At 64.0% G+C, this 18768-nt stretch carries 21 protein-coding genes; 13 read left to right on the plus strand and 8 right to left on the minus strand.

Annotated features, from left to right (window positions below):
- Nucleotides 1-43 precede the first annotated feature (43 nt).
- From ABI660_RS00795 to ABI660_RS00805, 3 genes are all read right to left on the minus strand, one after another.
- Complete coding sequence (locus tag ABI660_RS00795; RefSeq protein ID WP_348063965.1) at nt 44-565, minus strand: hypothetical protein; 522 nt, start codon at nt 563-565, stop codon at nt 44-46.
- A gap of 121 nt (nt 566-686) precedes the next feature.
- Nucleotides 687-1913 carry an MFS transporter gene (locus ABI660_RS00800; RefSeq protein WP_348063967.1) on the minus strand — a complete coding sequence of 409 codons (1227 nt, stop codon included), beginning with the start codon at nt 1911-1913 and terminating at the stop codon, nt 687-689.
- A 129-nt stretch (nt 1914-2042) separates the two neighbouring features.
- Entirely contained in the window at nt 2043-4457 is a 2415-nt protein-coding gene (locus ABI660_RS00805) for a transglycosylase domain-containing protein (protein WP_348063969.1), read from the minus strand.
- 81 nt (nt 4458-4538) lie between these two features.
- Here ABI660_RS00805 and ABI660_RS00810 point away from each other — a divergent pair, with 81 nt between their 5' ends.
- The 5 genes from ABI660_RS00810 to ABI660_RS00830 all read left to right on the plus strand — a co-directional run bounded on the left by ABI660_RS00810 (nt 4539) and on the right by ABI660_RS00830 (nt 8451).
- Nucleotides 4539-5834 (plus strand): serine hydrolase domain-containing protein, encoded by a 1296-nt coding sequence (locus tag ABI660_RS00810; protein WP_348063971.1) that lies wholly within the window; start codon nt 4539-4541, stop codon nt 5832-5834.
- 39 nt (nt 5835-5873) lie between these two features.
- Nucleotides 5874-6287, plus strand: coding sequence for a DUF1801 domain-containing protein (locus ABI660_RS00815; protein WP_348063973.1), 414 nt, complete (start codon nt 5874-5876; stop codon nt 6285-6287).
- 240 nt (nt 6288-6527) lie between these two features.
- Nucleotides 6528-6728, plus strand: a complete 201-nt coding sequence (locus ABI660_RS00820; protein WP_348063975.1) for a hypothetical protein — start codon at nt 6528-6530, stop codon at nt 6726-6728.
- A gap of 161 nt (nt 6729-6889) precedes the next feature.
- Nucleotides 6890-7963 (plus strand): ROK family protein, encoded by a 1074-nt coding sequence (locus tag ABI660_RS00825; RefSeq protein ID WP_348064089.1) that lies wholly within the window; start codon nt 6890-6892, stop codon nt 7961-7963.
- 179 nt (nt 7964-8142) lie between these two features.
- On the plus strand, nt 8143-8451 hold the full coding sequence (locus ABI660_RS00830; protein ID WP_348063977.1) for a hypothetical protein: 309 nt from the start codon (nt 8143-8145) through the stop codon (nt 8449-8451).
- 21 nt (nt 8452-8472) lie between these two features.
- Here the strand turns inward: ABI660_RS00830 and ABI660_RS00835 are convergent, their stop codons facing one another.
- A complete protein-coding gene (locus ABI660_RS00835) occupies nt 8473-9054 on the minus strand; it encodes a DUF2889 domain-containing protein (protein ID WP_348063979.1) in 582 nt (193 codons plus the stop codon).
- Nucleotides 9055-9217: 163 nt separating this feature from the next.
- Here ABI660_RS00835 and msrB point away from each other — a divergent pair, with 163 nt between their 5' ends.
- The 5 genes from msrB to ABI660_RS00860 all read left to right on the plus strand — a co-directional run bounded on the left by msrB (nt 9218) and on the right by ABI660_RS00860 (nt 12894).
- Entirely contained in the window at nt 9218-9721 is a 504-nt protein-coding gene (gene msrB / locus ABI660_RS00840) for a peptide-methionine (R)-S-oxide reductase MsrB (protein ID WP_348063981.1), read from the plus strand.
- A gap of 45 nt (nt 9722-9766) precedes the next feature.
- Complete coding sequence (msrA, locus tag ABI660_RS00845) at nt 9767-10447, plus strand: peptide-methionine (S)-S-oxide reductase MsrA (RefSeq protein ID WP_348064091.1); 681 nt, start codon at nt 9767-9769, stop codon at nt 10445-10447.
- A 121-nt stretch (nt 10448-10568) separates the two neighbouring features.
- Nucleotides 10569-11630, plus strand: coding sequence for a 3-deoxy-7-phosphoheptulonate synthase (locus tag ABI660_RS00850; RefSeq protein ID WP_348063983.1), 1062 nt, complete (start codon nt 10569-10571; stop codon nt 11628-11630).
- A gap of 33 nt (nt 11631-11663) precedes the next feature.
- The gene (locus tag ABI660_RS00855) at nt 11664-12284 is read left to right on the plus strand and encodes a YdeI/OmpD-associated family protein (protein WP_348063985.1); all 621 of its coding nucleotides are present in this window, start codon (nt 11664-11666) and stop codon (nt 12282-12284) included.
- A gap of 181 nt (nt 12285-12465) precedes the next feature.
- Complete coding sequence (locus ABI660_RS00860) at nt 12466-12894, plus strand: MerR family transcriptional regulator (RefSeq protein ID WP_348063987.1); 429 nt, start codon at nt 12466-12468, stop codon at nt 12892-12894.
- Here the strand turns inward: ABI660_RS00860 and ABI660_RS00865 are convergent.
- Nucleotides 12891-13028: a hypothetical protein gene (locus tag ABI660_RS00865; RefSeq protein WP_348063989.1), complete on the minus strand. Its 138-nt coding sequence runs from the start codon at nt 13026-13028 to the stop codon at nt 12891-12893. The genes ABI660_RS00860 and ABI660_RS00865 overlap by 4 nt on opposite strands.
- The gene (locus tag ABI660_RS00870) at nt 13021-13365 is read right to left on the minus strand and encodes a hypothetical protein (RefSeq protein ID WP_348063991.1); all 345 of its coding nucleotides are present in this window, start codon (nt 13363-13365) and stop codon (nt 13021-13023) included. Before ABI660_RS00870 ends, ABI660_RS00865 begins: the two co-directional genes overlap by 8 nt.
- Before the next feature lie 222 nt (nt 13366-13587).
- On the opposite strand from ABI660_RS00870, the gene ABI660_RS00875 reads away from it, so the two are divergent.
- The 3 genes from ABI660_RS00875 (at nt 13588) to ABI660_RS00885 (ending at nt 15348) form a co-directional block, all read left to right on the plus strand.
- On the plus strand, nt 13588-14184 hold the full coding sequence (locus tag ABI660_RS00875) for a cytochrome b/b6 domain-containing protein (RefSeq protein ID WP_348063993.1): 597 nt from the start codon (nt 13588-13590) through the stop codon (nt 14182-14184).
- A gap of 35 nt (nt 14185-14219) precedes the next feature.
- The gene (locus tag ABI660_RS00880) at nt 14220-15011 is read left to right on the plus strand and encodes a molybdopterin-binding protein (protein ID WP_348063995.1); all 792 of its coding nucleotides are present in this window, start codon (nt 14220-14222) and stop codon (nt 15009-15011) included.
- Between the two features lie 85 nt (nt 15012-15096).
- The gene (locus ABI660_RS00885) at nt 15097-15348 is read left to right on the plus strand and encodes a pentapeptide MXKDX repeat protein (protein WP_348063997.1); all 252 of its coding nucleotides are present in this window, start codon (nt 15097-15099) and stop codon (nt 15346-15348) included.
- Between the two features lie 232 nt (nt 15349-15580).
- Here the strand turns inward: ABI660_RS00885 and ABI660_RS00890 are convergent, their stop codons facing one another.
- Both ABI660_RS00890 and ABI660_RS00895 read right to left on the minus strand, forming a co-directional pair.
- Nucleotides 15581-16027 carry a nuclear transport factor 2 family protein gene (locus ABI660_RS00890; RefSeq protein ID WP_348063999.1) on the minus strand — a complete coding sequence of 149 codons (447 nt, stop codon included), beginning with the start codon at nt 16025-16027 and terminating at the stop codon, nt 15581-15583.
- A 260-nt stretch (nt 16028-16287) separates the two neighbouring features.
- Nucleotides 16288-18765, minus strand: a complete 2478-nt coding sequence (locus ABI660_RS00895; protein ID WP_348064001.1) for a transglycosylase domain-containing protein — start codon at nt 18763-18765, stop codon at nt 16288-16290.
- Nucleotides 18766-18768 lie beyond the last annotated feature (3 nt).

Raw genomic sequence — 18768 nt, forward strand, 5'->3', positions numbered from 1 at the left:
CTGAAGTATGCGGCAGGCGGACGGCCATAGCCGTTGCCGCGCGTCAGCCGTGGTAGGACCCGCTTCGTTTTCTCACCGTCACCTTGGATTCGGTCACGCTGTGCACCGGGTCCCGGATCACTATCACACTGGTTCCCGGAGGGTAAGGTTGTGGGCTGCTGCGCTGTATCAACAGCATGACTTTGATAATCGACTGCTGCAGGCTGCTTTTGAGGCTGAATTGCAGTCCAGCCGGCACCCAGAAGCTGTAGGAGTTGGTCTCCAGCTGCGTTCCTGCGGCGGCGGTGGTACAGCCCATGTGCAGCCCGTAACGCAAGGCCAGCAACAAACCCAGCCGGGCCCAGCCCCGCCCCTGCTCTTCGTCCTGCGTGCGTGGGTAGTCGAGGATCAGGTTGCTGCCCTCCTTCTTGACCTTCATGTGGAACACGATGTTGCCGTTTTCTTCTATGGCCAGCGCGCCAGCGGCAAGCCGGGCCGTCACACCCGTGACGAGCGTGAAAACATGGCCGGAATCAAGACTCTTGGCGCAGGCAATCACCTGCTCAAGTTGAATGGTGATGGGCATGGGATGTTCCTTTCCGGGCCATGCGAATGCAGGGCACCAGCACCCAAGCGTAACTGCCGTGCCACACGGCGTCATCCTCCAAAAGGTGGAGGAACCGGGGAAACACTCCGCCCCGGGCAGGTCAGCCCCCGCGCGCCGCATCGCGCCGGCGCAGCGCCCAGGCGAAGAACACGCCCTCGGCCGCCATGACCAGGCCGCCCAGCGCCACCACCGCGCCGGAGCCCAGCCGCCCGATCAAGGCGGCAGCCACCACCACACCGGCAGACTGGCCCAGGAACAGGAAAGAAGCGAACAGCGAGACGGCCGTCCCGCGGGCGCCGGGCGCCATCTGCGTGGCGGTGGCCTGCATGGTGTTGTGAAACATGAAAAAGCCAAACCCGGCCAGCAGGCTGGCCGGCAAGGCGGGCAGCCAGTGCGGCGTGTAAGCCAGCACCCATGCACTCGCCCCTACCAGTATGCCGCCCACCAGCACCAGCCCCTGCTGGCCGAAGCGGCGGATCATGTGGCGCCCCACCGCCATGTAGAGCACGCCGCCCAGGCCGAACAGCGCCACGATGGCACCCGCCACCGACAGTGCCAGGCCCAGCGAGCGATGCAGGTGCGAAGCCCAGATGGCCAGCGCACCGAAACCCGCTGCCCCTTCGACAAATGCCATCAGCAGCACCACGCGTGACCACGGGCCGGTGACGATGAGCAGCGCCTGCTTCACAAAGCCGGCGCGCGCGGCCTGCGCATGGGGCACGGCCATCGCTGGCAGCGCCGCAGCCTGTTGCCGGCGCCAATCTACCCACAGCAGCGCGCCGACCACGCCGAACAGCAACGTCAGGAAAGCAAAGGCCCAGCGCCAGCCCAGTGCGTCGGTCAACAGCCCGCCGGCCAGTTGGCCGCCCACAATGCCCAGCGTGCTGCCCAGGCCGGTGCGCGTGAGCATTTCCTGCAGTTGCTCGGGCGGCACGGTGTCGCCCACCCAGGCCATGGCCAGCGGAATCAGGGCCGCCGCGCCCAGCGCCATCAGCAGGCGCGCAAACACCAGCATGTCCAGGCTGGTGGCCAGCGCCGCCACCACGCTGCCCACGCAACAACCCAGCGTGGCAAAGGTGACGATGCGGAACTTGCCCAGCCTGTCGCCCAGCGGCCCGTAGAAAAGCTGGGCCACACCATAGGCCACCGCAAACACCGACACCACCTGCGCCGCCTGCACCAGGCTGACGGCAAACACGCGCGACAGCTCAGGCAGCATGGCGTCGCAAATGCGCTGCGCCACCATGCTGGCGAAGGTGGCAAAAGACAGCAGAAGAATCGACCGCCGCGTGGCCGCGGAAAGGGGGGCAGAAACGAGCGGGGTCACTGGCAGGAGGGGTTCATGAAGAAGGAATCACCGGGGCATTAGGCGCGCCGCAAAAAGGCGATTGTGCTTGCCGGCTCATTGTAGGCAGGGCTACAAGCAGGTGCTGCGAAGAAAGCAGCCGCGCCCGGCTTACCGGCCCTGAATAGGCGGCAAGGGTATGTATTGCGGTGTGCGTTCGCCCTGCGGCAGGCCGATCACCACACCGGTTCCCGGCGGCGCGCCGGCGCCGGTTGAGGGCTGCCCGCTGGGCCGGGCACCGGGAATCGCCTCCCAGCGCTGGTCGGGGCCGGCCGGGGCTGGCCGCGGAGCGGCCGGCGGAGGCGTGTGGACGGGCAGAACCTGCTCTTCAGCCGGTACCGGCGGCCGTGCGCCGGACGGCGTGCCGGACGACGGAAAAAGGCCGCTGAGCCAGTTGTTCACTTGGTCGATCACCGGGTCCTGCATGCTGGCGCCGCGCGGTGCTTCGAAGCGGGCGTTCGCGTCCAGCACCTTGCTTTTGAATGACTGCTGGAAAAAATCGCCAACGATGGGCAACGCGCTGTGGGCGCCCTGGCCCCAGTAGTCGCTGAGCGTCACACGATTGTCGTTGAAGCCGACCCAGGCACCCGCCACCAGCTGCGAGTGCATCAGGACGAACCAGCCGTCGGTGTTGTCCTGCGTGGTGCCGGTCTTGCCGGCCACGTCGGCCTGGATGCCGAAACGCGAGCGGATGCCGGCGCCGGTGCCGCGGTCAATGACACCGCGCATCACGTCCACCAGCAGCTGTGCGGTGGGAATGGACATGGCCTGCTCGGGCGCCTGGGCCTGAAAGGTTGCCAGCACCTTGCCGTTGCGGTCTTCCACGCTGGTGATCAGCAGCGGCTCAATGTAGCTGCCGCTGTTGGCAATGGTGCCGTAGGCCGAGACCATTTCCTTCAGCGTCACCGGGCTGGTGCCCAGCGCGAGCGAAGGCACCACATCCAGCTTGCTTTGCCGCACACCCATGGCCTGCGCCAGGCTGGCCACCTTGGCCGGGCCCACGCTTTGCATGACCTGGGCCGTGATGGTGTTCTTGGAATACACCAGGCCGTCGCGCAGGCTCATGGGCGCGTAGCTGGGTTCGCCGCCATCTTTGGGCCGCCAGACGTTGCCGTTGCCCAGCGCAATTTCCACATCCTCATCCATGAAAGTATCGGTCGGGCGCGCACCATTCTCAAACGCGGCGCCATACACAAAAGGCTTGAAGGTTGAACCCGGCTGCCTGCGCGCCTGCTGCACGTGGTCGAACGGGTCTTGCGCAAAGCTGCGGCTGCCGACCCAGGCCTTGACATGGCCGTTGCGCGGATCAAGGGCCATGAAACCGGCCTGCAGACGGGTCTTGTCCTGCCGCAACGCCAGCATGAAGGCCGTGTCGCCCTGCAACTTCTTCAGGGCCTCCGCGTCCGTCAGGCCCGACTCCTTCGCGGCCCTGTACTCGGAACTCTCCCGCACAAAAGCCGGCACCACGTCCTTGCTGGAAGCCCAGCGGCGCGCCCCCCACTCTCCGTTGGCCACGCCCTGCAGCTTGTCGGCCTGGCGCGCCACCGCCTGGTTGGCCTGGGCCTGCAGCCGCGCGTCGATGGTGGTGCGCACCACCAGCCCGTCGGCATAGATGTTGTAGTCGTTGCGGTCGGCCCACTCGATGAGCCAGCGGCGCACGTACTGGCTGAAGTGCGGCGCCGCGCCCAGCTGCTCGGGCTGCCGCTCGAAGTCCACCTTAAGCGGCTTTTTCTTCAGGGCGTCAAACTTCGCATCGTCCAGCTTGCCGTGCTTGACCATCTGGGCCATGACGATGTTGCGGCGCTGCACGGCGCGCTCGGGGTTGAGCACCGGGTTGTAGTAGGCAGTGCCCTTGAGCATGCCGATCAACGTGGCGCTTTCCAGCACATCAAGCTTGTCGGCCGTCTTGTCAAAGTAGGTGCGGGCCGCCATGTCAATGCCGTAGGCGTTGTAGAGAAAAGGCACGGTGTTGAGGTAAGTCTCAAGAATTTCGTCCTTGGTATAGACGGACTCGATCTTCAGCGCGGTGATGGCCTCCCTGACCTTGCGCGTCAGCGAGATCGAGCGGCCGATTTCCTTGGGGTAGAGGTTGCGCGCCAGCTGCTGCGTGATGGTCGAGCCGCCCTGCCAGTGACCGGTGAAAGTCAGCGCCACGGAAGACACCGTGCGCCGCAGGTCCATGCCATGGTGCTCGTAAAAGCGGTGATCTTCGGTGGCAATCAGCGCGGCCAGTACATTCGGCGACATGTCGGCCAGCTTGACCCAGTCGCGGTTGGCGCGCTTGAACAGGGCCAGCTCCTTGCCGTCGGCCGAAAGCACGGCGGTCGGCTTTTCCAGCTTCATCTTACGCAGGTCTTCAATGCTGGGCGTGAAGGGGATCAACACCAGCACATACAACAGCAACAGCGCGGGTATAGCCGCTATAGACAGAGCCACGCCACGCCGGGTGGGGTTGCGCAGGCGCCGAAGAATTTCAGCGGCCAGGAGGCGGATACGGTCGAATATCTGGTCGAATATTTTTTTCATCGGTTGCCAGTGTAGGCGTTACACGTCCCAGGCCTTCCGGACGCGGCGGAATAGCCGGAGAGTGCAAAAGCAACAATGTGTATGCTTGTGTATCCGCAGGAGAACAACTTGATACGGGAAAAAACAACGCGACAAGCCCTGTTGGCCTTGCTGCTGGTGTGCAGCAGCACGCTGGCCATGGCCGAGCTGGACGAACAGCTACTTGGCAAGGCCGGCGGCTACCCGGTGCAGCGGTTCGGGTCCGACTTCAGCCTCTTCAAGGAAGAATTCAAGATCGGCACCTTCAGCCATATGGAGAAGGTGTTCTGGCCCCGCACCGTCAAAACCGCCTCGGCCTCGGCCCTGCCCCTGCATGAATCGCCACCACCCAGCATCAGCTACACGTTTGAGGGCCAGAAACTCACGGTCGATGACCTGCTGGCACGCCAGCGCATCACTGGCCTGCTGATCCTGAAAGACGGGAAAGTCATTCTTGAACGTTACCAGTACGAACGCACCGCCGCACACCGGCTGGCTTCGTTTTCCATGGCCAAAACAGTCGTGGCGCTGCTGGTGGGCGTGGCCTTGCACGAAGGCCACATTGCGTCGCTCGATGACAGCGCCGAAAAATACGCACCCGCGCTCAAGGGCTCGGCCTGGGCACCGGTAACCATCCGCAACCTGCTGCGCATGTCGTCCGGCGTCAAATGGAACGACAAGGTCATGCCCGGTGTCATCACCGACGGTGCCCGGCTGGCCGGCGAGTCCTTTTACCAGCGCGGCCGCGGCGGCGCCAGCGCCGTCTCATGGGTCAAGGACGTGACTTACCCGCAAGGGAGCGCCTTCAACTACAACTCCGCGGAAAGTTTTGTTCTTGGCATCGTTCTGCGCGGCGCGATCAAGCAGGACCTGGCCACCTACCTGTCCGAAAAACTCTGGAAACCCATGGGTGCCGAGTCCGATGCCTCCTGGCTCATCGACAGCTCGGGCATGGAAGCGGGCAACTGCTGCCTGAACGCCACACTGCGCGACTATGGGCGCCTGGGCATGCTGCTGGCCAATGACGGCATGTGGAACGGCCGTGCGCTGGTGCCGAAAGATTTTGTGCTTGATGCCACCGACTCCGAGCGGCAACCCGACTACCTGAAGCCGCGCAGGGCAACGCCCTACTTCGGCTACGGCTACCAGACCTGGCTTTATCCCTACCGCACCCGCACCTTCCAGGCCCGCGGACTGTTCGGCCAGGAGCTGATTGTGCAGCCCGAAACCGGAGTGGTCGTAGTGATCACCTCGGCACTGAAAACGGCCGACACCCCCGGCAGTATCTCCACCGAGCGCAATACTTTTTTGGGCGCCTTGCTGACCACGCTGGGCGGCAAGGCCGACCTTTACCGGTAACCAGCAGAGTAGCGGAATTTGTCATGCAGGAAATACTTCATGAAGATGATCCTCACTTCTGCCACGACGCCTGACGAGTACCTCCAGTGCCTTTCCGGGTGGCAACAAGCGTATGCCGAGGCCCTTTGCTCCGTGGTCCGGGCCACGGCTCCCGCCGCGGAAGAGCACTTGAAGTGGGGGCACATCGTCTATTTCCTGAATGGGCCCGTCCTGTTGATACGCGCCGAGCCAACGCGTGTCCTCTTCGGGTTCTGGCGTGGCAAGCGCTTGCGCCATGTCGAGTCACGGTTGAAGCCCGGCGGAAAGTACGACATGGCCACGCTCGAGCTCCGCGAGGGCACACCCTTGCAACAGGGTACGGTCGTCAGGTTGGTGGAAGAGGCGGTTGCACTCAACCGCTCCTTGGGCAACCCTGCTGTGCCCTCTGCACCAGGCGCCGAGCGCGCGGCCTGAAACCTCATGCAACAGGATATGTCGCTGCTTGTCCAGGAAATATCGCCAGCTAAGCGCCAATGGAACATTTGCTGCTCGCCGATCCTTCGGAGAACAGGGTTCGCGCCTATCTGCCGAAATCGAGGTGCTTCAAGCGCTTCGCGCACACTCCTCCCGGTTGTCGAACAATTCCGACGTCAACCGTCCCAGTTCAACCGCTTATAGTCCCTCAAACACTCCCGCAAGCCACCCCGAGCACCTATGGAATCACCCAAACTGAGAGTCGGTCAACCGATCACGCCCGAACAGTTCGACGAGCTCTCGGACGAACAGCTCGCCCGGCTCGTTCCAAAGGCGTATCGCGAATTTTTTCCCGGCAAGGACTTCTGCGCGGATGGCTATTTCTATCTCCACGACGGAACGGCCTGGAGCTTCTACCGGGGTGATTTTCTCGACGACTAGCACTTGCACATTGCTCATCGCAGCCCGACGCCGCTCACAGCAGAAAACACCCTGAACAGCCTGTCGAGCCTTTGGCTGACGGCAGGACGCGACCCGGCGCCATGGAACCGGTGTCACCGGACGGGCAGCATGAAGTTTTCACGCCTGACAACTCCCTGCCCATGCCCACCCGCACCACCGCTTCCCTACCCGCCGAAGACCACCTGTCGCTGCTGCATGGCGGCCTGCAGTTGCCAGCCGTCACCATCAACGGCTACAGCCTGGAGCTGCGCGACGGCCGTGGTTTCCTGGGCGACAGCGTCAGCCGACAGGCGTTCACCCGCATGCTGGACACTTGGCGCAAGCTGTTTCGTGAACTGGACGGCAAAGACCCGCTGGGCACCCTGGCCACGCCGGACATCAGCAAGGACAGGCTTGATGAACTGCTGGACAGGAAAGGACTGGCTGCGGCCGCAATCAACGCGGCGGCGGAAGACTACGCCTGGCAGCTGGCGCGTGTGGTGCGGCGCTTTTTGCGGCAGCCTTCCTGGCGCGGCGTTGAGCGCATCGTCGTGGGCGGCGGTTTCCAGCAAAGCGAGCTGGGCCGGCGCGCGGTAAAGCGCACGGCAGCGCTGCTGGCCGACCAGGGCGTCAAGGTGCAGCTGCGCACGCTGTGCCACCATTCCGACGAAGGCGGCCTGATTGGCTGGGTGCACCTGGCGCCGCCCGAACTTCTGTCGCACTACAACGCCGTGCTGGCCGTGGACATAGGCGGCACCAACGTGCGCTGCGGCATCGTGCGCACGCGCCTGAAAAAGGCGCCCGACTTCTCGAAAGCCGACGTGATAGGCCGCCGCAAATGGAGCCACGCCGACGACGCAGACGACATCCGGCGCGAAGACCTGGTGCAGGGCATTGCAGACATGCTCCAGACGCTGATCCGCAAGGCCAGGAAAAAAGGTCTTGCCCTCGCGCCCTTTGTCGGCGTGGCCTGTCCCGGCATCATTTGCGAAGACGGCTCCATCGCCGACGGTACGCAAAACCTGCCCGGCAACTGGGAGAGTTCACGCTTTCACCTGCCGCAGCATCTGTGCGAAAGGCTGCCCCGTATCGACGGCCACGAAACCCAGGTGCGCCTGCACAACGACGCGGTGGTGCAAGGCCTCTCGGAGCTGCCCTTCATGCGCGACGCCAGGCACTGGGCGGTGCTGACCATAGGCACCGGGCTGGGCAACGCCAGCTACACCAACCACTAGTGAGCTGAATCAATGAAATTCACTGTCACTAGCACGGGGCAGAATCTGTCTGACAAATTCATGCGGCCGTTACCTACCCGTAACGCATCAAAGCTGCCTGCCTGCTGAACGCCGCTTCTGCTTCAATCAAGTCAGTTCCGGAGCCCCACCTCTTTGTCTGCCGCTTCAGGAGAGACCCGATGTTCGATATTTTTCAAACTCGCGCTGATGCCCACCTGCGCAAGGCCCGCGAATACCTGCAGCAGGCCAACCTTTCACACATTGAGCATCAGGTGGCGGCAGAGCACCATGCCGCACTGGCGTCGATGTACGCGCAGCGTGTGGCCTGGCTGGAGCAGGAACTGGCCAACGCCGCCAATGGCTACGGCTCGCCACTGCGCGACGTGCTGCCCAAAAAGGTCGAGGGAATCAAACGCCAGCCCCGTTCCATCCTGAGCTGGCCCGGCACGCCTCGGATAGACAGCAGCAACGTGCCGGAGTCAGCTTAAGTAAGCGCTTGACGAACGCGCTCAAACTTTCCGGTTCAAGGGCTGCCAGCCCGCAAACTTCGGGTAGTGGCGCTGGACCACCGGGCCGTCGAAATCCCAGGCCAGGCATTTGCCCAGATGGAACGGCGGCTCGTCGCTTTCAGGCTCGGGCAGGCCGGCCTGGCGGCGCAGGCGGGCGCGGTAGGCGGGAATGGTCTGGTAGGCCGCAGTCGCCATGTTGAACAGCAACTCGCGCAGGTGTGTGCAGCCGCGTATGCCGCCCAGCGCCCGCTCGATGGCAAAACGCCAGCCCGGCCCCATGGTAACGCCCACCATCTGCTGCATCGGGTCGGTGCCCTGCCGGCATTCGCCAAAAGGCGTGTCGTCCATGGCGGTAGAAATCTCGCGGATCGTCATGCTGTCGTCCACCGTCGCGCGGATCGCCATGCCGTGGATGGGTGTGCCCGGCGGCATGGCGCCGCGCTCTGAGCGTTCCAGCGCATAGGTTTTGGTGTCGGTCAGTTCGCCCTCGATGTCCCACAGGCCGTCCTCGCGGTGGTAGCCGCGGTAAACGACGGCGCGGGTATGCAAATGGGTTCGGGCTTGGGGTATTGGCAGGGGCATGGTGAAACTTCGTTGAACGGACAGCCGTGATTTTCCCAGAATGCCGGCCAGGGCGCCGACCGCCTGCGGGGCGCCAATTTGGCCCTGCTGGCGTCACCACTGTAAGAAACACCGCGCCGCACCGACCAAGCATCATGGCCACAATGGCCAGCAAGGAGACTCCATGAAAAGCCGAAGAAACGTCCTGAGGAATGGTCTGTCAAGCCTCGGCATTTTTTCTGCCGCCGTGGCCGGCATGCGCGGGTTGCTGACGGGTACCGCCGCGCATGCGGCGCGCACTTATGAGCTCATGCACACCGACGCCGAATGGAAGAAACTTCTGCAGCCCGAACCCTACCGCATTCTGCGCAAGGCGGGCACTGAGCGGCCGTACAGCAGCCCCTTGAACAAGGAAAAACGCATCGGGGTTTACAGCTGCGCGGGTTGCGCCCTGCCGCTTTTTTCTTCGGGCACCAAGTTTGAAAGCGGTACCGGCTGGCCCAGCTTCTGGCAACCGCTGGACAATGCCGTGGCGGAAGAAACAGACACCACCCTGTTCATCCGGCGCACCGAGGTGTTATGCCGGCGCTGCGGCGGGCACCTGGGCCATGTGTTCAAGGACGGCCCCAAGCCGACGGGCCTGCGTTACTGCATGAACGGCGCGGCCCTGACCTTCAAGGAGGCGTAGACCATGCGCAACTCATTGATTCTCATGATCGGCGGCGTCATCGCCATGGCGGCCTGGGTATACGTGGGCGGCGGCATGAGCAGCAGCAGTGCCGCGACAGAAGCCGCCGTCAGACTGCCCGCACCGGCCTTCGACGCACCTGCCGGCACGCAGGCCACGCGCGAAACAGCCGTGCTGGCCGGCGGCTGCTTCTGGGGCGTACAGGCCGTCTTCCAGCACACCCAGGGCGTGCTCAACGCTGTTTCTGGTTATGCCGGCGGCGACAAGGCCACCGCGCACTACAGCATGATCGGCTCCGGCCGCACCGGGCATGCCGAAGCCGTGCACATCACCTATGACCCGAAACTGGTTTCTTACGGCAAGCTGCTGCAGATCTACTTCTCGGTTGCCCATGACCCGACACAGCTGAACCGCCAGGGGCCGGACTCGGGCACGCAATACCGTTCAGCCATTTTTTACCAGGACGCGCACCAGAAGCAGGTGGCCGAGCGCTACATCGCGCAGCTGGATGCCGCCAAGGTGTTTCCCCGCAAAGTCGTGACCCAGCTCACGCCGCTGGCAGCTCCGCTCGCTTTTTACCCCGCCGAAGACTACCACCAGGACTACGCCACCCGGAACCCGCGCCAGCCCTACATCGCGCGCTTCGACCGGCCGAAAATCGCCAACCTCCAGACCATGCTGCCCGAGCTGTACCGCGACAAGCCGGTGCTGGTAACCGCGAAGTAGCGCCGGCCAGCTGGTACCGCAGGAGCGGCAAACACCCAGGCTGCTCCATGCAAGAAGGAGGTCCGTCACGCCGTGGGCTATAAAGGCAGGCTGCAGAACATCGCCAACCCACGGAATACCCATGCCGACACGCATCTCGGACGTTCACATCGCCCGCGCCGACCCCTTGCCCGAGCCACAGTTGCTGCGCACCGAACTGCCTTCGGGTGAGGCCGAGGCCGCCTTCATTGCGGCATCACGCGCTGCCACCCGCGCCATCCTGCGCGGTGAAGACAGGCGGCTGCTGGTGGTGGTGGGCCCCTGCTCTGTGCATGAGCCCGAGTCGGCGCTTGAATATGCGGCCCGGCTGCGGCAGGTCGCCGGCCGGCTAGACGATGCGCTGCTGCTGGTCATGCGTGTCTACTTCGAAAAACCACGCACCCGCATGGGCTGGAAAGGCCTGATTTACGACCCCGGCCTGGACGGCGAAGGCGACATTGGTGAAGGCTTGCGCACGGCGCGCCGCCTGCTGCTCGAATGCGCGCGGCTGCAGGTGCCGGCCGCCTCGGAAATCCTGGACCTGGTAACGCCTCAGTATTACGCCGAGCTGCTGACCTGGGGCGCGATTGGTGCCCGCACGGTGGAAAGCCCGCTGCACCGGCAGATGGCTTCGGCCCTGTCTGCACCCGTGGGTTTCAAAAACGCCACCCATGGCAGCGCGGCAGCCGCCATTGACGCCATCCATGTGGCCGCCCAGTCGCACCGCTTTCCCACCATTTCACTCGAAGGCAAGGCCATCGTCATCACCACCACCGGCAACCCCGACGGCCACCTGGTGCTGCGCGGTGCCAGTGATGGCCCCAACTACGACGCCGACAGTGTGGCCCGCGCCGCCGCCGACCTGGCCCAGTCGGGTCTGCCGGCGCGGCTGGTGATTGATTGCAGTCACGGCAACAGCAACAAGGACTACGCGCGCCAGCCTGCGGTGGCCGCCGATATTGCGCAGCAGATCGCCGGCGGTTCCGGCAGCATCTGCGGCCTCATGATTGAAAGCCACCTGGTCGAAGGCCGGCAGGACATCACCGACGGCCGCCACGGACTGCGTTATGGCCAAAGCGTGACCGATGCCTGCATAGGCTGGGACGCCACGGTGGCTGTGCTGGAACAGCTGGCTGATGCGGTACGCCAGCGCAATGCCGGCTGAAGCCAGCAGAACAACGAACGGAGGACCCACAAGATGACAGCTACAAATGAAGTAACGCTGCAGTTCGCACTGCAGGCAGAGTGGGCGCAGTGGCTCGCCCAACACCACGCCGAACCAGCAGGCGTGTGGTTGCGCCACGCCAAAAAAGGCGCGCCAGTATCAACGCTGTCGCACGCAGAAGCGCTGGAGGTCGCCCTGTGTTTCGGCTGGATAGACAGCCAGAGAAATGCCGAAAACGACCACTTCTACCTGCAGCGCTGGAGCCCGCGCGGCGCCCGCAGTGTCTGGTCCAAGGTCAACCGCGACAAGGTGCTGGTCTACATCCAGTCCGGCCATATGCAGCCCTCGGGCCTGGCCGAAATTGAACGCGCCAAAAAAGACGGCCGCTGGGACGCCGCTTACGACCCCGCGAGCCGCGCCACGGTGCCCGCTGACCTGCAGGCCGCTCTTGACGCGCACCCAGGCGCGGCTGACTTCTTTGCCACGGTTAGTGCGCAGAACCGGTATTCCGTGCTGTTTCGGGTCCAGGGTGCCAAGAAGCCTGAAACGCGCGCCCGACGCATTGCCCAGTTTGCGCAGATGCTGGCACGCGGCGAAACCGTCTACCCGCAAGGGCCGCAGAAGAAAAAACCCGGCAAGACGCCCGACGCTTGACACGGCCGCGCAGCCGCGTGGCCACCAAGCTGCGCCTTTTTTGCATCAAATCGGCCTCCAGCCCTTTATGCATAAGCGCAAGCAGCTATTTTTTTTATAGCGAATCGCAGAACTCAGGCGCGTGGCGGCCGGTGATGAACAGGGCTTGAAGCCCCCACGCCCTTGCGCCAGAATCGGGCGCATGGCCACCTCCACACCTCTTCTCCTGCAGGACACGCCCACATTGCGCATCGGCGAACTCGCGCGCCTGAGCGGGCGCAGCGTGCACACCATCCGCTGGTACGAAGCGCAGCGCCTCATGCCCGGCGCCGCGCGGGATGCGGGCGGGCGCCGCGTGTTCTCGCAGGCGCATGTGGAATGGCTGGGCCTGATCAGCCGCCTGCGTGCCTCGGGCATGAGCGTGCGCGACATGCAGGCCTATGCGCGCCTGGTGCGCCAAGGCAAGGCGGCGCTGGCCGACTGCCGCGAGCTTCTGCTGCAGCACCGCCTCAAGGTGCAGCAGCGCGCCGACGAACTGCGTGACGCCGTGGCCCTGGTGGACCACAAGATCGCGATGTACGACAAGTGGCTGGCGCGCGCAGCCACCGGCAGCAAGCCGCCGGGAGGCTAGGCGCCCGGCGCCGGCGCGTCCAGGTATTCCACCGGCTCCACCAGCCGGCCATTGGCGAGGCGGCAGACATAGCAGTAGGTGTTGTTGTAGGGCTTGCCTTTGTGAGTGGTGACCTCGCCGCGGCATTCAATCACTACCCTGTCGCCCTCGGCCACAAACAGTGTGGCCCGATTTGTGTAGGTGCCGGCAAACTGTGCAAAAAAGCGGCTTGAACAATTGTTCCTGCACCACCTGCTTGCCTTCATACCGGCACGACCAGGCGGTCTGGCCTTGCACCACCCAGCAGAAATCGTCACTCATCGCGTCGATCAAAGGCTTGCCGTTGCCTTGGGCCAGCCCGGCAAAAATGGATTGCATCAACTGCTTGTTGGCGGGGGCGCTTGAAAAAGAGGGGCTCGTCATGGAAAAGTCCTTGGCTTGAAAAAGTGGAAGAAGCCGCCATTGGGCGAGTTCGAGTGCACTCGAAGTCAAACGGTTGGCCTCACCACAGCCTCCCGGCAGGTTGCGCCGGTCTCCACCCCCCGGGTCCACGCCACGGCCTTGCGGGGCGTTCAGGGACGGCCCTTAAAAACCCGCCGTGGGCATCGCTGCCCCGGCTTCCGGGTCGCCCCATCTTTTTTTAATTTCTGTAATAAACCCGGCGCGGCCACGACCAACGAACAGTTCAGCCAATGAAAACCGCGAGGATCCCTCATGAAACCCAGCAAACCGACGATTCACCCCGGGTGGCTACGGCTGATGCACTGGCTCAATGCCCTGGCGGTCGTGATCCTGATCATGAGCGGCTGGCGCATCTACAACGCCACAGCCTTCCTCGGCTTCCCGATTCCCGCAGGGCTGACCCTGGGCGGCTGGCTGGGCGGCGCGCTGCAGTGGCACTTTGCCGCCATGTGGGTGCTGGGCATCAACGGCTTGCTGTACCTGGGCTTCAACCTGGCCACCGGCCGGCTGCTGCGCAAGTTTTTCCCGCTGTCGCCGCGCGCCCTGGTGGCCGATGTACTGGCCGCGCTCAAGGGGAAACTGGCCCACGCCGACCCGCAGCACTACAACATGGTGCAGCGCCTGGCCTATCTGTTTGTCATGGCTGACAGTGTGCTGCTGGTGCTCTCCGGGCTGGTGCTCTGGAAGTCCGTGCAGTTCCCGCTGTTGCGCGACCTGCTGGGCGGCTACGAGGGCGCGCGCCTGGTCCACTTTTTTGCGATGGCCGCCCTGGCTGCGTTTGTGATGATCCACCTCGTGATGGTGGCGCTGGTTCCGCGCACCCTGCTTTACATGGTTCGCGGCCGCTGAGTTGGCCGCCGTTTTTTGACGCAAGGAGCACCCCCATGATCATCCAACCCCCTGCCCGTCTGGACATCGACGGCGACGCCGTGCTCGACGAGGCCACCGCACGGATTGCCCACGCCCACAAACTGGGTAGCAGCCGCCGCAACTTCCTGCGTGCGTCCCTCACGCTGGGCGGCCTCTCGATGCTGACCGGCTGCGTGCTGGACGAAAGCGCAGGCATCGAAACGGCCCTGACGCGGATCTCGCGCCTCAACGACGATGTGCAAGGCTGGCTGTTCGACCCCAACCGGCTGGCGCCCACCTACCCCGAATCGATGATCACACGCCCCTTTCCGTTCAATGCGTACTATGGCGAAGACGAGGTCCGGCAGGTCGAAGAAAGCAGCTACCGGCTGGAAGTCACCGGCCTGGTCGCCGACAAGCGCAAATGGTCGCTGCCCGAGCTGCGTGCCATGCCCCAGACCGACCAGGTCACCCGCCACATCTGCGTGGAGGGCTGGAGCGCCATTGGCAAGTGGGGCGGCGTGCCCTTTGCCAGCTTTCTGCGGCAGGTGGGCGCCGACACCGGTGCGAAGTATGTGGGCTTCAAGTGCGCCGACGACTACTTCACCAGCATCGACATGCCCACCGCGCTGCACCCGCAGACCTTGTTGGCGCTGACGTATGACGGGCAGGCGCTGCCGCCGAAATACGGCTTCCCGATGAAGCTGCGCATGCCCACCAAGCTGGGCTACAAGAACCCCAAACACATCCAGGCAATTTTTGTGACCAACACCTACCCTGGAGGCTACTGGGAAGACCAGGGCTACAACTGGTTCGGAGGCAGCTGAGCTTGCTCGGCGCCCCTGACACAAGGACAACGGCAATCCCGCCGTTTCATTCGACGATTGATCCAACCCAATGCAAGGAATTACCATGAAAAAACTGACCTCTGCCCTGCTGGCTGCCTGCCTCCTGTTCGCCGGCGCCAGCGCCTTTTCCCAGGATGCCATGAAGAAGGACCCGATGGCAAAAGACGCCATGGGCAAGGACGCCATGAAAAAGGATGCCATGGGCAAAGACCCGATGGCAAAAGATGCCATGAAGAAGGACGCGATGAAGAAAGACGCCATGAAGAAAGATTCCATGGCGAAGGACGCCATGGGCAAGGACGCGATGAAGAAGTAAGTTCCTCTTCAGGCACCGCCCTCAGAAAGGGGCGGAAAGGCGCGGGCCTGTGGCCCCGCCTATCTGCCGGCGCTGGCCGATTGCCGCGAACTTCTGCTGCAGCACCACATCAAGGTGCAACAGCGCGCCAACGAACTGCGTGACGCCGTGGCCCTGGTGGACCACAAGATCGCGATGTACGACAAGTGGCTGGCGCGCGTTGCCACTGGCAGCAAGCAGGCCGGGCGTTAGTTCAAACCGGCGCGTCCAGCGCGGCGTTTACCAGCTGCGTGTCCATATACTCCACCAGTTCCCGGAGCTGGCCGCCTTCCAGCCGGCAGACATAGCAGTAGGTGTTGTTGTAGGGCTTGCCCTTTTTCGTGTTCACCTTACCGCGGCACTCCACCACCACCATATCGCCCTCGGCGATGAAGTGCTGGGCGGTGTTGGTGTAGGTGTCGGCAAATTGCGCAAACAGGGGGCGGAACAGCTCCTCCCGCACCACCTGCTTGCCTTCGTAGCGCCGCGACCAGGCTGTGTTGCCCCGCAGGATCCAGCAGAAGTCGTCGGCCATGGCATCGACGAAGGGCTTGCCATTGCCCTTGGCCAGCTCGTCAAAGATGGCTTGCATCAGCTGTTTGTTGCTTTCGGCAGGGGACTGACTGTTCGTTGAACTCTGGGTATAGGCTTGCTTGTGCATGGGGAGTCCTTTTCATTTCAGAAAAATTGAAGAGAACCCGATTGGAAAAGCTAGAGCGCACTCGAGGTCAAGCGCTGGTCGGAAATACTTTGAGAGCTAAGGAAGCACTGAATAAGCCCCTGCGGCGCGCGATCAATCGGGCTCGGGCCGTCTGCAGCGTTGAATTTCTTGCCAATAGCCAGCTATTGCCTGCGAAATCCGCCTTGGATCCCATCCCGATCCGGCTGCCGCGCCTCCGCAAGGACTCATTCAGCGCTTCCCTAACGCACCGTACCGGCCGGAAGCACCGGCAGCTCAGACAAGGGGGAGCCGCCCGGAGCTTCTGGGGCTGATGGTTCCACGCGCTGCACCGGCTCGGGCAACTCGCGCGCAGGCGCTTCTGCCGCGTCTCGCGTGATCTGCACTGTCACCGGCCCAGTGGTGGATGTGGTCGGCACGGCCACCGGTTGAATCTGGATGTTCACGTACTTGATGGGGGGCGGTGAGAAGTTGCCGGAAGAAACCGGCTGTCCGCCCGGGGCATTCAATGCCTGCGCCTGGCCCGCGCCAAACGGCGGCTCGGCGCCATTCACCTCCACCAGCGGCATGCCGGGCGCCAGCGGCTCCTGGCCGGCGGCGGGCGGTGCCGCGGTGCTCATGCCCGGCGTGGCCGACAGTTTGGCGCGCGCATCCAGCACCTTGGCCTTGATCGCCTGCTGGAAAAACTCGCCCACCACCGGCAGCGCGCTCTGGGCGCCCGGCCCCCAGCGGTTGCCCATGGTGACGCGGTTGTCGTTGAAACCCACCCAGGCGCCGGCCACCAGCTGCGGATGCATCAGGATGAACCAGCCGTCGGTGTTGTCCTGCGTGGTGCCGGTTTTGCCCGCCACGTCGGCGCGAATGCCGTAGCGGCTGCGAATGCCAGCACCCGTGCCCTGGTCCACCACGCCGCGCATCACGTCCACCAGCATGTTGGCCGCGTGGGTGGACATGGCGGCCTTTGCCACCGCGGGCTGAAACTCTTCCAGCACCCTGCCCTTGCGGTCTTCCACCCGCGTGACCGCCATGGGCTCGATGTAGCGACCGTCATTGGCCAGCGTGCTGTAGCTGGCGACCATTTCCCTGAGCGTCACCGGGCTGGTGCCCAGCGCGAGCGACAGCACCTCATCCAGCTTGCTCTGGCGCACGCCCATGCTGCGTGCCAGCTCGGCCACGCGCTGCGGGCCCACCACCTGCATCACCTGCGCGGTGATGGTGTTTTTTGAATAAACCAGCCCATCGCGCAGCGTCATGGGTGCGCCGCTGGGGCCGCTGCCATCCGAAGGCCGCCAAAAGGTGCCATCACCCAGCGGAATCTCCACTGCCTGGTCCAAAAAAATGTCGTAAGGCCGCGAGCCGTTTTCATAGGCGGCGCCATAGACAAAAGGCTTGAAGGTTGAGCCCGGTTGCCGGCGCGCCTGGGCCACGTGGTCAAACTGGTCACTGGCAAAGCCGCGGCTGCCCACCCACGCCAGCACATGGCCGTTGGCCGGGTTCAGCGCCAGGAAGCCGGCCTGCAGGCGCGTCTTGTCTTCTCGCAGCTTCTGCAGATAAGGCGTATTTCCCAGCAGCTGTTGCAGCGCCTGTTCGTCGGTATGCCCGCCAGCCAGCGCGGCTTTGTATTCGGCAGAGTCGCGCACAAAGGTCAGCATCAGCCCGCGCTTGGCGCCCTTGGCCGTCCAGCCTGATTTTTGTGCCCACTCGGCGTCGGAGATGGCCTGCAGCTTGTCGGCCTGTCGGGTCACCGCTTCGTTGGCCATGGCCTGCAGGCGTGAGTCAATGGTGGTGCGCACCACCAGGCCGTCGGCGTAGATGTTGTAGCCGTTGCGGTCGGCCCATTCAATCAGCCAGCGCCGCAGCTGCTGGGTGAAGTGCGGCGCCGGGCCCAGCTCGGGCTCCTGCCGCTCGAAGGTGACGGCCAGCGGCTTCTGTTTCAAGGCAGCCAGGTCGGCGGCCGGCAGCTTCTGGTGCCGTGCCATCCGGCTCAGCACGGTGTTGCGCCGCTGCAGGGCCCGCTCGGGGTTGAGCACCGGGTTGTAATAGCTGGTGCCCTTGAGCATGCCGATCAGCGTGGCGCTTTCCAGCACGTCCAGCGTGTCGGCGGTTTTGTCGAAGTAGGTGCGAGCCGCCATCTCGATGCCGTAGGCGTTGTACAGAAACGGCACGGTGTTGAGGTAGGTCTCCAGGATCTCGTCCTTGGAATACACCGACTCGATTTTCACGGCAGTGATGGCCTCCTTGATCTTGCGCGTCATGGTGCGCGCGCGGCCAATGTCTTCGGGGTAGAGGTTGCGGGCGAGCTGCTGCGTGATGGTCGAGCCGCCCTGCACCCTGCCCCTCAGCGTGTTCGCCACCGCAGACAGGGTTCGCCGCAGGTCCATGCCATGGTGCCCGTAAAAGCGTGCGTCTTCGGTCGAGATCAGCGCCGCCATCACGTGCGGCGAAATATCAGCCAGCTTCACCCAGTCGCGGTTGGCACGCTCGAAGATTGTTAGCTGCTGGCCATCGGCCGAGAGAATCACCGATGGTTTGGCCGCCTTGATCTTCTGCAGGTCGTCAATGCTGGGGGTGAAGGGAATCAGCGCCAGAACGTAAAGCACCAGCACCACGGGAATGGCGGCCAGCCCCCAGGCGACGCCGCGCAGCGTGGGATGGCGCAAGCCCGAAACAAGGGAGGCGCCGAACTGCCGGAGACGGGGAGGTGGGGGGAGCGGTTTCATCTG

This window comes from Polaromonas sp. (genome assembly GCF_039930745.1).
GTDB lineage: Bacteria > Pseudomonadota > Gammaproteobacteria > Burkholderiales > Burkholderiaceae_C > Polaromonas.

What these genes read in the sequence shown, in the direction of transcription:
- ABI660_RS00795 (WP_348063965.1), bottom strand. Translation starts at nt 565, where the DNA reads ATGCCCATCACCATTCAACTTGAGCAGGTGATTGCCTGCGCCAAGAGT.
- ABI660_RS00805 (WP_348063969.1), bottom strand. Translation starts at nt 4,457, where the DNA reads ATGAAAAAAATATTCGACCAGATATTCGACCGTATCCGCCTCCTGGCC.
- ABI660_RS00810 (WP_348063971.1), top strand. Translation starts at nt 4,539, where the DNA reads ATGCTTGTGTATCCGCAGGAGAACAACTTGATACGGGAAAAAACAACG.
- ABI660_RS00815 (WP_348063973.1), top strand. Translation starts at nt 5,874, where the DNA reads ATGAAGATGATCCTCACTTCTGCCACGACGCCTGACGAGTACCTCCAG.
- ABI660_RS00820 (WP_348063975.1), top strand. Translation starts at nt 6,528, where the DNA reads ATGGAATCACCCAAACTGAGAGTCGGTCAACCGATCACGCCCGAACAG.
- ABI660_RS00825 (WP_348064089.1), top strand. Translation starts at nt 6,890, where the DNA reads ATGCCCACCCGCACCACCGCTTCCCTACCCGCCGAAGACCACCTGTCG.
- ABI660_RS00830 (WP_348063977.1), top strand. Translation starts at nt 8,143, where the DNA reads ATGTTCGATATTTTTCAAACTCGCGCTGATGCCCACCTGCGCAAGGCC.
- ABI660_RS00835 (WP_348063979.1), bottom strand. Translation starts at nt 9,054, where the DNA reads ATGCCCCTGCCAATACCCCAAGCCCGAACCCATTTGCATACCCGCGCC.
- msrB (WP_348063981.1), top strand. Translation starts at nt 9,218, where the DNA reads ATGAAAAGCCGAAGAAACGTCCTGAGGAATGGTCTGTCAAGCCTCGGC.
- msrA (WP_348064091.1), top strand. Translation starts at nt 9,767, where the DNA reads ATGGCGGCCTGGGTATACGTGGGCGGCGGCATGAGCAGCAGCAGTGCC.
- ABI660_RS00850 (WP_348063983.1), top strand. Translation starts at nt 10,569, where the DNA reads ATGCCGACACGCATCTCGGACGTTCACATCGCCCGCGCCGACCCCTTG.
- ABI660_RS00855 (WP_348063985.1), top strand. Translation starts at nt 11,664, where the DNA reads ATGACAGCTACAAATGAAGTAACGCTGCAGTTCGCACTGCAGGCAGAG.
- ABI660_RS00860 (WP_348063987.1), top strand. Translation starts at nt 12,466, where the DNA reads ATGGCCACCTCCACACCTCTTCTCCTGCAGGACACGCCCACATTGCGC.
- ABI660_RS00875 (WP_348063993.1), top strand. Translation starts at nt 13,588, where the DNA reads ATGAAACCCAGCAAACCGACGATTCACCCCGGGTGGCTACGGCTGATG.
- ABI660_RS00880 (WP_348063995.1), top strand. Translation starts at nt 14,220, where the DNA reads ATGATCATCCAACCCCCTGCCCGTCTGGACATCGACGGCGACGCCGTG.
- ABI660_RS00885 (WP_348063997.1), top strand. Translation starts at nt 15,097, where the DNA reads ATGAAAAAACTGACCTCTGCCCTGCTGGCTGCCTGCCTCCTGTTCGCC.
- ABI660_RS00890 (WP_348063999.1), bottom strand. Translation starts at nt 16,027, where the DNA reads ATGCACAAGCAAGCCTATACCCAGAGTTCAACGAACAGTCAGTCCCCT.
- ABI660_RS00895 (WP_348064001.1), bottom strand. Translation starts at nt 18,765, where the DNA reads ATGAAACCGCTCCCCCCACCTCCCCGTCTCCGGCAGTTCGGCGCCTCC.